The organism is Nocardiopsis sp. RV163, assembly GCF_001029525.1.
Lineage (GTDB): Bacteria > Actinomycetota > Actinomycetes > Streptosporangiales > Streptosporangiaceae > Nocardiopsis > Nocardiopsis dassonvillei.
On the sequence record NZ_LEKI01000026.1, the window covers coordinates 1 to 13,750 of the forward strand.

Consider the following 13,750-nt stretch of genomic DNA (forward strand, 5'->3'; position numbering starts at 1 on the left):
GGGCTGCCGCGCGCGGCCTCGGCGGCCAGCCGGGTCACGGCGGCCGACATCCGCTCGACGGGCAGCTCGATCCGGGTCACGTCCAGTCCCGCGAGGTCCTCGGGGAAGCTGCCGACGGCCACCAGGGAGACGTCCCCCGGCACGTCGGCGCCGCGCGCGGCGAGGTGGCGCAGGACGCCGGGCACGGCGGCGGGGTGCTGGAGGGCGAGCGCCGTGGGCGGGCGCTCCCCGTCGAGGAGCGAGTCCAGCCGCCGGTGCAGCTCCGCGGGGTCCTTCGCCGAGGGCAGGACGCGCACGGGGACGCCGAGTTCGGCGGCGGCGCGATCGGCCCCGCGCAGACCGCGCACGGAGTAGCTGCGGCCCGAGGCGATGTCCTCCTCCACCGTCGAGACGAAGCACAGGTCGCGGTGCCCGGCCCCGTGCAGCAGGCGCAGCGAGGCGACCGCGGCCTCCTCCCAGTCGAGGTCGGCCCAGGGCGCGGCGTCCTCGTCGGAGGGGCGGCCGAGGACCACCACGGGGAACCCCAGCGCGTCCATCGCGCCGATGCGGGGGTCCTCCATCTCCACGCCCATGATCACCGCGACGTCGGCGAGCCTGCTGCGCGCGGCGCGCTCCAGCCCGTGCGCCCCGGCGTCGTCGTCGCGCACGGTCAGGAGCAGCAGGTCGTAGCCCAGCTCCCCGGCGGCGCGGCTCAGTCCGTGCATGAACCGCCCGCCGACCGGCAGGTAGCCGGACGAGGCCAGCGGCAGGGCCAGCGCGATCACGCGGGTGCGGGCGCTGCGCAGGGAGCGCGCGCCCGCGTTGGGGTGGTAGCCGAGTTCGTCGACGGCCCTCCGCACGGCGGACCGGGTCCGTTCGGAGACGCTGCGGGAGCCGCTGAGCACGTAGGACACCGTGCTCGGGGCCACGCCCGCCGCCGCGGCGACGTCCTTGATGGTCACCATCACGGACTCCCTCCCCCCACACCGTTGTCGAAACGATTCGACAAGCTGCCGTGCGCGGTCGTCGAATCGATTCGATGAACGGGCACCATGGTAGGAACCACACTCCTGTGTGACAACCCCCTCATGGGAGGTTCCCCCGCGGAGTCCGGGGGACGGGCCGCCCCGGCCCGCCGCGCGCCGGACCGGCGGCGCCCCGCGCCGGGGCTCCCCTCAGGAGGCGGTGTCGGAGGAGCGCTCCCTCTCCTGCTCGGCGCCGCTCCGCGCAGTCGGTTCCGCGCCCTCCTCCGGTGCGGCGGGGGCGGTGCGGCGCTCGACCAGGTGGGCGCGCAGCGACCAGACCACGGCGCCGATCCACGCCGCCCACACGAGCACGTGGACGGCCGTCTGGACCGCCGGGGGAAGGGCCAGCAACTCGGTGCCGAGCAGCGTCCGGGTGTTGGTCAGCACGATCAGCCCGCCGACCAGCGAACCGAGGATGCGGGGCGGGATGTAGCGCACGATCCAGGCGGCGACCGGCGCCGCGACGATGCCGCTGATCAGCAGCGCGAGCACCCAGCCGACGTTGATCCCGGCCGCGCCCAGACCGACGAGGAAGCCGAGGCTGGCCGCGAGGGCGACGATGAACTCGCTGGTGTCGATGGTGCCGACGACCTTGCGCGGCTCCATGCGCCCGCTGGCCAGCAGGGCGGGGGTGCCGACCGGGCCCCAGCCGCCGCCTCCGGTGGCGTCGACGAACCCGCCCACCAGGCCGAGCGGGGTCAGGAAGCGCCTGCGCAGGGGCTTGTCCAGGTTCCGGGTCGGCGTTCCCCACGCGGTGAAGCGGATGAGGATGTAGAGGCCGAGCGCGAGCAGGATGCCGGACATGATCGGCGCGGCGGCCTCGGTGGACAGCCAGCTCAGGAAGGTCGCTCCGGCGAACGAGCCGATCGCGCCGGGCAGGGCGATGCGCCGGACGACCTTCCAGTCGACGTTGCCCAGCTTCCAGTGCGAGACGCCCGAGGCCAGCGTGGTGCCGATCTCGGCGAGGTGGACCGTGGCCGAGGCCGCGGCCGGGTTGGTGCCGAAGAGCAGGAGCAGGGTGGTGGAGGTGACGCCGTAGGCCATGCCGAGGCTGCCGTCGACGAGTTGGGCGAAGAATCCCGCGACGGCGAGGAGGACGAGAGTGCGCATGTGGGCCTTCCGGTCGGGAGGGATACGCGGGGCGGTGGAGGTCGGCGCGGTGTCCGGCCCGGACGCGGCGCCCGGTCCGCCGCGGGCGCCGGACCGGTTGCCGTTGTGGCGACGGAAGTAAAGCTACCATGTTGGTAGGAATAGTGGCCAAGTATGCCGCCGGAGGGTCGCGGGGGTTTGCGGCCATGCCGGCTCTCGGTATCCCGAACCCGTCACCGCCGGCGGCACCCCGGTCGCCGGAACCCTCCAGACCAGCGCCGGAGACCGCACCGAGACCACCGTCGAGGTCCACCCGCGCGACGCCGCCAAGGAGAGCGACGTGCGGGCCCCCGAACGGGCCGAGGTCGAGTACGCCGGGGGCCGCCTCCAGGTGAGGGGCCCCGGGCCCCGGGCCCGGGCCGCGTGATCGGGCGCAAGGGCATGGCCGACATCACCGCCGAGCGCGCGAACCCCACCCACGACGTGCTCAGCGAACTCACCGGCGGGGATCTGGCCGACGAGGAGTTGAAGGGCGTCAGCCCGGTCCTGTCGGCGGCCGGGTTCGACACCGCCGCGAACACCCCGGCGCTGGACGCCTTCGCCCTGCTGCGCGACCCGGAGCGGCTGGCCGCCCTGCGCGCCGCCCTCGCGCTCGCCGACAGTGCCGCGGAGGAGCTGCTGCGGTACCCGAGCGCGGCCAGGACGTTCATGGGGACGGCGCTGGAGAACGTCGAGCTGGGCGGCCGGACCGTCGAGGCGGGTACGACGGTCATCCTGTCGCTCAACACCATCGACCGCGATCCCGAGCGCTTCACCGACCCCCGCGTCCTCGACGCCGACGGGCGCGAGGGCGGGCACCCGGCCTTCGTCCGCGGCATCCACCAGTGCCCGTGCCAGAGCAGGCCCGCGTCGAGATGCGGGTCGCGCTGCCCGCGCTGTTCGACCGATACCCCACGTTGCGGCTGGCAGGGCCCGCCGAGCAGGTCGAGGCCGGACCGCGCCCGGAGACCGCGGACCTTCACGGGCTAGACCGCGGACCTGCACGGGCTGAAGAACCTCCCGGTCACCTGGGACACGCCTACGGTGACGGCGTGGGGTGACCGCTCAGGCGGGGGAGCGTGACCGTCACGGTCAGCCCCCCGCCCGCGCGCGGACGCAGGTCCAGCGCGCCGCCGTGGACCTCGACCACCCGCGCGACCAGGGCCAGCCCCAGACCGTGACCCGAGTCGGGCCCGAACCTGCCCCGTCCGCGCAGGAAGGGTTCGTGCAGTCGGGCCACCGTCTCGGGCGTGTGGTGCGGACCGGTGTTGTCGACCCGCAGGACGGCTCCGGCGCCGGGGGAGCGGCCGGTGCCGACCGAAGCCGTCCCGCCCCGCCCCGAGTTGTGGCGCAGCGCGTTCTGCACCAGGTTCTGCGTGAGCTGGGTGAGCAGCGCGGGGTCGCCGAGCGTCGGAGCCGGAGCCGACGCCAGGTACAGCCGCACTCCGCGGCGCTCGGCCTCCGCCGAGTTCTCGGCCACGACGCCGCGGACGATGTCGGCCAGGTCGACCGGCGCGGAGACGGCGGTCACGGCGTTCGCGTCGGCCAGCCGCAGGAGGGCCTCGGTGAGCTCGACCGCCCGGGCGTTGGTGACACTGAGCCGTTCGACCAGGCGCGGGACGTCCTGCCCCTCCGGGTCGCGTCGGGCCACGTCCAGGAGGGTGGCCGTCACGGCCAGCGGGGTCCGCAGCTCGTGGGAGGCGTTGGCGGCGAAGCGCTCCTGGGTCTCGAAGGCGTTCTCCAGGCGGTCGAGCATGTGGTCGAAGGCGTCGGCGAGCTGCCGGAACTCGTCGTCGCGCTCGTACAGCCGGATGCGGTGCTCCAGCCGCCCCGAGGCGGCGATGCGCACGGCCTCGTTGATCCTGTGCAGGGGGCGCAGCACCCATCCGGCGAGGAACCACCCCCCGACGAGCCCGATCACGGCCAACACCACCAAGACGACCCCGGAGACCACGATGACGGCGTCGAGGATCTGCCCTCGGGTGGGGACGACCGGGCCGCCGGAGTCGCGCGGGTTGGCCGCCGTGAGCGGGTAGTCGGGGACGTATCGCAGGACCACGTAGACCCCGGCCATCACCGCCAGGCCCGCCGCCACGAGGAACCCGGCGTAGCTCAGGGCCAGGCGAAGGCGTGCGCTTCCCCTGCTCCCCGACGGGCCGGGGACGTGTGCGTTCACCGCGCCTCCCCGGGATCGGCGAGACGGTAACCGGCCCCGGGGACGGTGACGATGGGGTCCGGCCTGCCCAGGGACCTGCGCAGCTGCGACACCGTCACCCGGGGCGCGCTGGTGAACGGATCGGCGTTCTCGTCCCAGACCTTCTCCAGCAGCGTCTCGGAGCTGACCACGCCCCCTCCCGCCCTGATGAGCAGCTCCAGGACGGCGAACTGTTTGCGGGGCAGCCTCAGCCGGCGCCCGTCCCGTTCGGCCTCCCGGCGGTACGGGTCCAGGCGCAGACCGCCCCATTCCAGGACCGGCGGAACGGAGGAGGAGGGCCTCCTGGCGAGTGCGCGCAGGCGCACGACCAGTTCCTCCAGCGCGAAGGGCTTGGTGAGGTAGTCGTCGGCGCCCAGCGCGAACCCGCCCACCTTGTCCCGCAGCCGGGTCGCGGCGGTGAGCATCAGGACCCTGGTCCCGGGATGGTCGCGCACCACCGCCGCGCACACGTCGTCACCGTGGACCCCCGGGATGTCCCGGTCGAGGACGATCGCGTCGTAGTCGTTGACCGAGGCGCGCTCCAACGCCCGGTCGCCGTCGAGGGCGATGTCGGCGGCGATGGCCTCCTGGCGCAGCCCCGCCTGGAGCGCCTCGGCCATGAAGACCTCGTCCTCGACGATCAGCACACGCATGGTGTCCCCTCCCGCTCCGATCGCTGCCGCGCCCCGGCACGCCCCGCCGACGGCGCCGGCGTCCGCGCGACCCGGCTCCGTGGCCGTTCAGCATAGGCGGGGGCCCGTTGCGAAAACGTTGGGCGCCGGGCGCGGGGACCACACATCCGCGCAACAACCGGCCTCCTACGGTCGGGCGCATGCGAAGTCGTACTCTCCTTGCCGCTCTCGTCCTTGCGGTGACCGCGACCGCGGTCACCACGGCCCCGGCGCACGCCGTCGTGGGCGGCAGACCTTCAACACAGTCGTACGGGTTCATGGGCTCGTTCCAGCCGGACTACCCCGCGCCGCCGCGCCCGGACGGCCACGGCTGCGGGGTCGTCGTCCTGGCGCCCCAGTGGGTGCTCACCGCCAGCCACTGCGCGGGAAAGAACCCGACCAACGCTCAGACGGGCGTTCCGCGGGGCTGGAGCGTCCGCGTCGGTTCGCCGGACTCCGACTCCGGGGGCGAGGTGGCCGAGGTGGACCACTACTACCGGCTGGCCACGAACAGGGACGAAGGGGGTTTCTGGGGCAGGGACCTCGCGCTGATGCACCTGGAGCACCCCGTCGAGGCCCAACCGTTGCCCATCGCCTCGGCCTCGCCGCCGCCCGGGACACCGGTGCGGATCATGGGCTGGGGCATGACGTGCGACGACAGCGGGAACCCCGACTGCTTCCCGACACGGTTGCGGGAGGCCGACACCGTGGCGCAGCCGCCCTCGGCGTGCCTCGGCCAGGCGGTCGAGGGCGAGTTGTGCGTCGGCAGCAGGGACGGGAGCGTGGCCGCGGCCAACATGGACTCGGGCGGCCCCGCGCTGGTCCGCGAGGACGGCGAGTGGGCGCTGGCCGGGGTGGTCAGCGGTCCCAGCGGGGACGGGGCGCCCACGCTGTTCACCGACGCCACCCGGCACACCGGGTGGATCGACGGCGTCGTCTCCGGCGCCGACGTGCCCCCGGACGACGAGATCCCGGACGTGGCGGGCATGGTGGGCCTCCAGGGCTGCGTGGGCTCGGTGGTGCGCACCCCGACCTCGGAGCCGGACGCGCCGGCGCTGATGCTGACCAACGGCCACTGCGTACAGGGGGACCGGCCGGCGCCTGGGGAGGCCCTCGTGGACCGGCCCGCCGACCTGGAGGTGCCCGTGGCCGATTCCCGGGGCTACCCGCTGGTCACCGCCCGGGCCGAGCGTCTGGTGTACGCGACGATGACCGGGACCGACGTCGCGCTCTACCGCCTGGACCTGACCTACGAGCAGTTGGACGCCCGGGGGGCGAAGGTCTTCGAACTCGGGACCGCCCCCGTGCGCTCCGGCGACGAGGTGACCATGGTCTCTACCGGCACCCGGTCGGACTGCTCCGCCGAGGCCGTGCCCGCGCACCTGCGCGAGGGCGGCTACCAGCAGGACGACCCGATCCGCTACGCCTCCGGAGAGGGGTGCCTCCCCTACCCCGGCATGTCCGGTTCGGTGCTGTTGGCCGCCGACGGCTCCACCGTCGTGGGCGTTCACAACACCCACAACAGGGACGGAGGGGAGTGCACCGACGACAACCCCTGCGAGGTGGACGCGGACGGGAACGTGACCTTCGAACAGGGACGCGGTTACGGCCAGCAGGTCCACACGGTTCCGGCCTGCCTGACGGACCGTTCGGAACTGGACCTGTCACGCCGGGGCTGCTCCCTCACCGGCGCCGCGTCGGCCTGACCGCCCCGAGACCCCGGACGGGGCCGCGACGCGCAGCCCGCGCGCGGCCCCGCCCCGTCCGCACCGTGGCCCGGGCAAGAGAAAAGGCCCTGCGAGCAGGGCCTTCGTTTGTGTCCGAGGGGGAGTCGAACCTTCCCCCCACAGGGCCCGAGCCCGCTGGTCCTGAGTGCGGACCTGTCGTTGGACGGGCGGCGGGCTGGGATGGGTTCTTCCCGCTGGGCCCGCTGGACGACTATCGCCGCCGTGCTGATGCTGGCTGTGATCGCGGCCGTCGTCTCCTGCTCGCACATGTACGAACTCGCTCTGCGCCACGGTGAGCCCGAGTGGCGCGCGGCCCTGTTCCCGCTCCCGGTCGACGGTGTGATCGTCGCCTCCTCCATGACGCTGCTCAGCGACGCTCGCAGCGGCCGTAAGGGCGGTCTCGGTGGGGCTGAGGCCACTCCACCGCCTACTTCAGCCAGGACGCCCATCGGACGGTGTTCCCGGACGTGGCTCGGTGCTGCTCGTCAGGTCGCCGAGGCAGCCAGGGCCAGAAGCGCGAGAGTGATGGCGTTGTAGAGCGCGTGCATGAGGACCCCGGGCCAGATGGATCCGCTGCGCCGGTAGAGCTCGCCAGCGATCAACCCGACGATCACGGCCGCGGGAAGGACTTCGTTGATGCCGTGCATGAGCGCGAACACCACCGCGCTGCCGACAACGCCGACCAGGGCGCCATAGCGCAAAAGCGCGGAGGTCACCACCCCGCGGAACAAGAACTCCTCCCCGATAGGGGTGAGCACTGCCAAGGTCAGCATCATCAGCGCCAGCGACACCAGTCCGGCTCCGGCCCCGGCGGCGTAGCTGGCCTGGGTGTCGGTTTCCACGTCGATGATGAGGGTGACCAGGTACACGGCCACGACCCTGGCCGCGAACGCGACGAGCCCTGCGGCCAGACCGATCAGCAGCCAGCGCACGGTGGTGCGCCGCACCCCGAAGGCCTCCCATGAGCGCCGGCGCACCAGCGCGGCCGCGGCGAAGGCGAGGAGTCCGCCCCCGCCACTGACCACGCCGCCGACGATGCCGGCGGTGGGGTCGCTCATGCCCAGACGGCCCAGTTGGGGTGCGAGCACGAACGCGATGAGTGCCATGATCGCCAACCCCACGCTCAGCTCGACCCATCCGGGGCGTGGCTTGGTGGGGTCCATCCTCTGTGCGGTGGAGGGGGAAGTCATCGGGCGGGATCCTTTCCAGGGGCGGCTTCGTGGTTCGGGCCGTCACCCAGTTGACGAGAGCAGAGCGGTTGTGCCCTCTTGCCTCTTCGGTCGGTGGATATTCTGTTTCGCACTGATGGTGAGGGAGGTGGCGGTGTCAATTTCACGAGTGTGCTTCGCACGCACCCAGCCATGGACAACCGCCACCGGATACGTCCGAGCCGTACTCTCTGACCTTTCCGAACACAACGGGTGGACCACCGCGGACTCGCAACCAGCCATCACACAACAACGCCGGGGCCGTGGGCCACCGGAAGGTTCAGACATCGATGGGATGATCGATCCGACCGTTCCCGCTGCTTCGGGAACCGATTCGGCGAGGCTCTCTCCTGAACACCACGTAGGAGATCGCCAGGAAGACCGGGATCACCGAAACTGCCGATAGCGCGTAGAAAGTCGCGTGGTACTCGCTGATCGTGAAAAGGGCCGGAGTGGTTATGACTCCTCCGGTCGGGTTGACCACGACAAAGTAGACGGCGTTGAAGGCGAAGTGTGCGCCGATGGCGAGCTCAGTGGTCCCGTCCACCAACGAGACGATCGTCCATACCAGACCCGGGCCCAGGAAATAGAAGAGGACCATCGTGAGCCAACCGCCTGCTTCTGCTTCCGGGTTGCCGAGGTGCAGCAGGGCGAATACCACGGCCGGCACGAGCGCCAAGAAGACACGGTTGGCCCAGATGAGGCTGGTGGCCTGTACCAGGTAGCCCCGGCAGAACAGTTCCTCGGTGGTGGTCTGAATCGCGATGAGCACCAGTGCCACGGGCACGAAGAGCGCGAACGTTGCAGGGTCGGAGGTGAAGACGAGGGTCTCGGGATAGAGGAGATACTGCCCGAGTACGAGTATCAGGGACCACGGCACGAACATCGCTGCGAAACCGTGGCCAATGCGACGCCAGTTGACTTTTTCCCTCGCCGTGACGAGCTTACGGGGGTGGCGGCGGTGAATAAGGGTGACCGTGACGAGGATTCCGGCCAGAAAGAACACATTGCTCAGCATGAGCGCCGCGAATTCGCTCACGGGGCCGAGTGCGGAGAGGTCCCCCTGACTCAAGAAGATCCCCACCTCCTCCCCCCGGCCGCCGACGGCCGACGCGATGAGCATGGTGGCGGCCCCGGCGCCGACCACATAGAAGGAGATGATGACCGCCAACCCCACCAGGTACCGCCACCACCGATGCCCACCTCCTCGGGCCGCTTCCACGAAATGAGATTCTTTTCCTTCGGCGAAGGCCACGATTTTTCCTTTGCGTCGGTGGTTGGGGAACTGGCCGGAGCAGGAACCCTGAGCCACGCAGCTCGCGCGTGTGCGGGTGGTCGACGATCAGAGATCTGGCCCCCGGCTCGCGGAGGACAGGCGCTCACGGTGGGCGCGATAGAGACGGGTCCCGATCGGGCGACCGGCGTGCCAGACGACCGCGGGGACGGCGGCGCGCAGGAGCTGGGCCTGCTCCTCGCTCGCCCCGTGCAGGGCCATGCCCAGCATCAGCAGACGTCGAACGAAGGTCACCTTGCCGAAGGACGCCTCGACGGTCGCCTTCCACTCTCGTTCGGTCAGGCAGCGATCGATGAGCGGCAGGATCCGCTCCTCCTCCAGCGCCAGATGCTCGTACAGCGCCGGCAACAGACGCTCCGCGACGGCGGCGACAGCATCCCGGTCGGCGGCGTCGGCGGAGGCCCGCCAACGCCGACTGCCCGCGGCGAGCGCCTCCAACTCGCCGTCGATGAAGGCGTGCTGCCGGTCCATCGTCTCGACGAGGGGCTCGACGTCGGCGGGGCAGCGCTCCCGCAGCCGGGGCCACACATGGTCGTCCTCGCTGGTGTGGTGGGCGTGCAGGAAGTCGACCATCATCAGGACGTGGTCGGCGACGACGTCGGCGCTGACCGCGTCACCCGGCGCGACGCCCGCGACCAGGGCGGGCATAGCGCCGAACTGCCGCCGCATCGCGTCGTGCGCGCCGATCATGTCGCGGCTGTCGGCCATCTTCTCGTTGTGCATGGGAGCAGCTTCGAGGCCGTGCCTTTCAAGCCGCCTACAACGCGAATACGGCGGCCGCCGCGCCGTTTGCCGCCGTCGGCGGCATGGGCTTACATGGTGCGGTGCTGACATTCTCGGTGCTGGGTCCGTTCGAGGTTCGCGCGGGAGATCAGCCGGTCCACGTCGGGGGCCGGCTGCCCCGCAGGCTGCTGGCGATCCTGATCGCCGCGGAAGGGCGGCCGGTCTGGGATGACCGCCTGGCCGAAGGACTGTGGGGTGACCGCCAGCCACGCAATCCGGCGGGCGCCCTGCAGGTGTACGTCTCCCGCCTGCGCCGGGTGCTGCCGGGCACGGCGTTGCAGCGGTCCCCCGGTGGCTATCGGCTTCTCGCCGCCGACACCGACGTCGAACGGTTTCGCGGCCACCTCGTCCGCGCCCGCGCGCTGGCGGCCGGCGGCCGCCACGCCGATGCGCACGAGGCCTTCGACACGGCGCTGCGGTTGTGGCGCGGGACACCGTACGAGGACCTGGCCGACGACGAGTCGACGGCCTCGATCCGTGCCGCCCTGGTGGAACAGCGCGACAGCGCCCAGGAGGAGGGCGCTGCGGCGCTGCTGGCCGCCGGAGACCACGTCGGTGCGACGGCCAGGCTCGAGCTGCTGGTGCACGCCGAGCCGTACCGCGAACGCCGATGGCAGTTACTGGCACTGGCGCTCTACCGTTCGGGACGCCAGGCCGACGCCCTGAACGCGGTGCGCCGGGTGCGGACCCTGCTGGCCGAGGAACTGGGTGTCGACCCCGGACCGGAGTTGCGGCGGCTCGAAGACCGCATCCTGTCACAGGACCCGGCTCTGGCGGCCGCCGGTGCCGGGGCCGCGACGCCCGGTGACCGGCCGCTGTCGTCGTTCATCGGCCGTGAGGCCGATCTGGCCATGCTGGACCGCCTCGTCCGCATGCACCGGCTCGTCACCGTCGTCGGGCCCGCCGGGTCGGGCAAGACCCGCCTGGCCGTGGAATGGGCGGGGCGGGACGCCGTCGTCCGGCTCGCCGATGTGGCCGACCCCGCCCACCTGGTCTCGGCGATCGCCGCGGCGGTCGACGTCACCGGGTTCGCCGGGGACCCGTACGAGGTACTCGTCAAGCGACTGCGTCTGCGCGGAAAGCCCTTGGTGCTCGACAACTGCGAGCACCTCGTCGGCGAGGTGGCCCGACTCGTCATCGACCTGCTCGACCGCATTCCCGCGTTGCGGGTGGTGGCCACCAGCCGCGGACCGCTCGGCGTCGACGGCGAGCACAATCTCCCGCTCGGGCCGCTGGCCGCGGACGACGCCGTGGCGCTGCTGGCCGATCGCATCCGCGCGGGCCGGCCCGGCTGGGTCGAGCAGGACGCCGACCGCCGTGACCTGCGCCGCCTCGCCGACGCGCTGGACCGTCTGCCGCTGGCCCTGGAGCTGGGGGCTGCGCGGGTGCGGACCTTCGGTGTACGGGGGCTGATCGAGCATCTGAACGACCGTTTCACCGTGCTGGGCCGGATTCCGCACGGCACGATGACCTCGCACGCGACGTTGCAGGAGGCCGTCGCCTGGAGTTTCGCTCTTCTCTCCGACGACGAGCGTGATCTCGCGGTGCGGCTCTGGCCCTACGAGGGTGGTTTTCCCGTGGGGGCCGCGGCCTCCGCTGCCGCCAGGCTCGACGCTCTCGTCTCGCTGGTCGACCAGTCCGTGGTCACCTCCGAGACCGGCGGCAGCACGGCGCGCTACCGGATGCTGGAGACGATCCGGGCGTACTGCCGGTCCGTGGACCCGGATCCGGCGGCGACCCGGGCCGCCCATGCGGTCTGGGTGCGCGGGCTGGTCGCCCGGGCCGCGGGCGATCTGCAGGGCGTGCGGTCAGCGAGCACGATGGCGGCGCTGCGTCTGGAGTTGCCGAACCTGCGCGCGGGGCTGGCGCACGACCTGACCCGTGCCCCGGTCGAGGCATTGCGTACGGCCGCGCGGCTCATGTGGTTCTGGATCCGCAGCGGCCTGCTCGACGAGGGCAACAGGATGCTGGCCGCAGCCATGGCCGCCGCGCCGGACGCCCCGCTCGGTGACTCCGTGCGGGCCAAGGCCTCGTCGGCCGGACTGTTCTACTTCATCGGCGACGTCACCACGGCACGGCGCATGCTGTCCGAGGCGCTCCTGGCGGTCGGCTCGGAACCGGGGCATCGCAGCCTGCTCGCCGAGGTTCGCTACTACCAGGCTCTGGTCCAGCTACCGGGAGGCGACCCGGAGATCGCGCTGGCCGCGTCGGCCGAGGCGCACGCCATCGCCACCGAGACGCAGACCACCTGGCTGATCGCGGCCACCTCAATGGCGTGGGGCGCCGCTCTCGTCATGGCCGGTCGGATCGCCGACGGCCAGCACCGGCTGCGGGACGCCGTACGCCTGGCCGACGCCTCCGGGCTGGTCTGGACGGCCGCGCTCAGCGAGCTGATGCTGGCCCAGACCCTGGTCGACGCGGGGGACGGCGAAGCGCTGCCCCTGCTGCGGACCTCGCTGCGGCGCTTCCTCGACGAAGGTGACCTGAGCAATCAGCTGGCCGTGCTGCACAACGGGGCCCTGGCCTTGGACGCGCTCGGCGATACGGCCGGCGCCGCGCTGCTCCGCGACGTCGTCCATTTCCACCAAGCGCGCAGCGGCATCCGGCCGACCGGCACCTACCTCCGGTCGGTCGTACCGCACGGCTGGTACGAAGGCGCCCCTCCCCCACAGCCGCCGACGCTCGACGACGCCGTCGCCGTCCTGAACGCCACGGTGCGCGCTGTCTGACGGTTGCAACCCGGGTGTATGGGTGTCTGTCCAGGATCACGGAGCGGGCCGGTCCACGGCCCGTGCAACGTCGACACCCGTACCAGCTAAGGACGGTCTCATGCGCATCGGCATCGGTCTGCCCAACCAGGTCCGCGACGTCCGCGCCCCAGTGATTCCCGCCTGGGCCCGCCGAGCGGAGGAAGCGGGCTTCGCCACCCTGGGCACCACGGGCCGAGTCGCCTATCCGGGCGTGATGGACACCGTCGCCCTGGCCGCGGCCGCCGGGGCCACCAGCACGATCGGGCTGATCAGCCAGGTACTGCTGGCGACCACCTGGCCGGGCGCGCTGTTGGCCAAGGAGGTGGCGTCGATCGACGGAGTCTCCGGCGGTCGGCTCACCCTCGGCATCGGGGTGGGCATCCGCGAGGACGACTTCGTCGTGCCCGGGCACGGACCCCGGGGCCGGGGCGCCCGGATGGACCGCGACCTGGCGACCTATCGGTCGGTCTGGGCCGGCGAACCCCTTTCGGGAAGCCCGAATCCGGCGGTTCCGGCCGGAGGACGGCAGGTGCCGCTGCTGTTCGGCGCCACTACCCCGACCGCCTACCGCCGGATGGCCGAGTCGTCGGACGGCTACATAGCCGGATCAGTGCCGGCGGCCCTGGCGTCCAGCGCTTTCGACGCTGCCCGTGCCGCGTGGCGGGCGGCCGGGCGGCCGGGACAGCCTCGGCTGGTCGCCCTCAACTACTTCTCGCTGGGCGACCCCGACCGCGGTCGGGCCAACATCGCCGATTACTACGCCGCCACCGGCGAATACCGGGACATAGTCGTCGACAACGTGCACACCGACGCGGAATCACTGTGCGACGCCGTCAAGCGGTTCGAGGCCCTGGGCGCCGACGAACTGATCCTGGGCCCCGGAACCGACGACCTCGACGAGGTCGCCCGCCTGGCCGACATAGTCCTCTGACTCGAAGCGACATCAATCAAGCGTCACGACGCGTGACCACTCTGGTCCTGGAACCGGTGA

Annotated in this window: 12 protein-coding genes; 5 read left to right on the forward strand and 7 right to left on the reverse strand. The window is 72.1% G+C overall.

Going from position 1 to position 13,750, the window contains the following annotated elements:
• Positions 1-944 (reverse strand): LacI family DNA-binding transcriptional regulator (locus ABD54_RS07430; RefSeq protein ID WP_047868680.1); only part of this gene is annotated, 944 nt, incomplete at its 3' end.
• 210 nt (positions 945-1,154) lie between these two features.
• Complete coding sequence (locus ABD54_RS07435; protein WP_047868681.1) at positions 1,155-2,114, reverse strand: sulfite exporter TauE/SafE family protein; 960 nt, start codon at positions 2,112-2,114, stop codon at positions 1,155-1,157.
• A 402-nt stretch (positions 2,115-2,516) separates the two neighbouring features.
• Between ABD54_RS07435 and ABD54_RS07440 the strand changes: the two genes are divergently transcribed.
• On the forward strand, positions 2,517-3,122 hold the full coding sequence (locus ABD54_RS07440) for a cytochrome P450 (RefSeq protein ID WP_394324533.1): 606 nt from the start codon (positions 2,517-2,519) through the stop codon (positions 3,120-3,122).
• A gap of 49 nt (positions 3,123-3,171) precedes the next feature.
• Here ABD54_RS07440 and ABD54_RS07445 read toward each other — a convergent pair whose 3' ends face one another.
• Together ABD54_RS07445 and ABD54_RS07450 are read right to left on the reverse strand one after the other, a co-directional pair.
• Positions 3,172-4,308, reverse strand: a complete 1,137-nt coding sequence (locus tag ABD54_RS07445) for a HAMP domain-containing sensor histidine kinase (protein ID WP_047868682.1) — start codon at positions 4,306-4,308, stop codon at positions 3,172-3,174.
• The gene (locus tag ABD54_RS07450) at positions 4,305-4,979 is read right to left on the reverse strand and encodes a response regulator transcription factor (protein ID WP_047868683.1); all 675 of its coding nucleotides are present in this window, start codon (positions 4,977-4,979) and stop codon (positions 4,305-4,307) included. Before ABD54_RS07450 ends, ABD54_RS07445 begins: the two co-directional genes overlap by 4 nt.
• Positions 4,980-5,158: 179 nt before the next feature.
• Here ABD54_RS07450 and ABD54_RS07455 point away from each other — a divergent pair, with 179 nt between their 5' ends.
• Together ABD54_RS07455 and ABD54_RS29480 are read left to right on the forward strand one after the other, a co-directional pair.
• The gene (locus tag ABD54_RS07455) at positions 5,159-6,703 is read left to right on the forward strand and encodes a trypsin-like serine protease (RefSeq protein WP_047868684.1); all 1,545 of its coding nucleotides are present in this window, start codon (positions 5,159-5,161) and stop codon (positions 6,701-6,703) included.
• Positions 6,704-6,952: 249 nt separating this feature from the next.
• Positions 6,953-7,261, forward strand: a complete 309-nt coding sequence (locus ABD54_RS29480; RefSeq protein ID WP_394324534.1) for a DUF2637 domain-containing protein — start codon at positions 6,953-6,955, stop codon at positions 7,259-7,261.
• On the opposite strand, the gene ABD54_RS07460 is transcribed toward ABD54_RS29480, so the two are convergent.
• From ABD54_RS07460 to ABD54_RS07470, 3 genes are all read right to left on the reverse strand, one after another.
• Positions 7,210-7,914 carry a CPBP family intramembrane glutamic endopeptidase gene (locus ABD54_RS07460; RefSeq protein WP_047868685.1) on the reverse strand — a complete coding sequence of 235 codons (705 nt, stop codon included), beginning with the start codon at positions 7,912-7,914 and terminating at the stop codon, positions 7,210-7,212. The genes ABD54_RS29480 and ABD54_RS07460 overlap by 52 nt on opposite strands.
• Positions 7,915-8,212: 298 nt before the next feature.
• On the reverse strand, positions 8,213-9,187 hold the full coding sequence (locus ABD54_RS07465) for a CPBP family intramembrane glutamic endopeptidase (protein WP_200904064.1): 975 nt from the start codon (positions 9,185-9,187) through the stop codon (positions 8,213-8,215).
• An 87-nt stretch (positions 9,188-9,274) separates the two neighbouring features.
• Positions 9,275-9,949, reverse strand: coding sequence for a hemerythrin domain-containing protein (locus tag ABD54_RS07470; protein WP_047868686.1), 675 nt, complete (start codon positions 9,947-9,949; stop codon positions 9,275-9,277).
• A 101-nt stretch (positions 9,950-10,050) separates the two neighbouring features.
• Between ABD54_RS07470 and ABD54_RS07475 the strand changes: the two genes are divergently transcribed.
• Complete coding sequence (locus ABD54_RS07475; RefSeq protein WP_200904065.1) at positions 10,051-12,738, forward strand: BTAD domain-containing putative transcriptional regulator; 2,688 nt, start codon at positions 10,051-10,053, stop codon at positions 12,736-12,738.
• 100 nt (positions 12,739-12,838) lie between these two features.
• A complete protein-coding gene (locus ABD54_RS07480) occupies positions 12,839-13,690 on the forward strand; it encodes an LLM class flavin-dependent oxidoreductase (protein WP_047868687.1) in 852 nt (283 codons plus the stop codon).
• Positions 13,691-13,750: the final 60 nt, after the last annotated feature.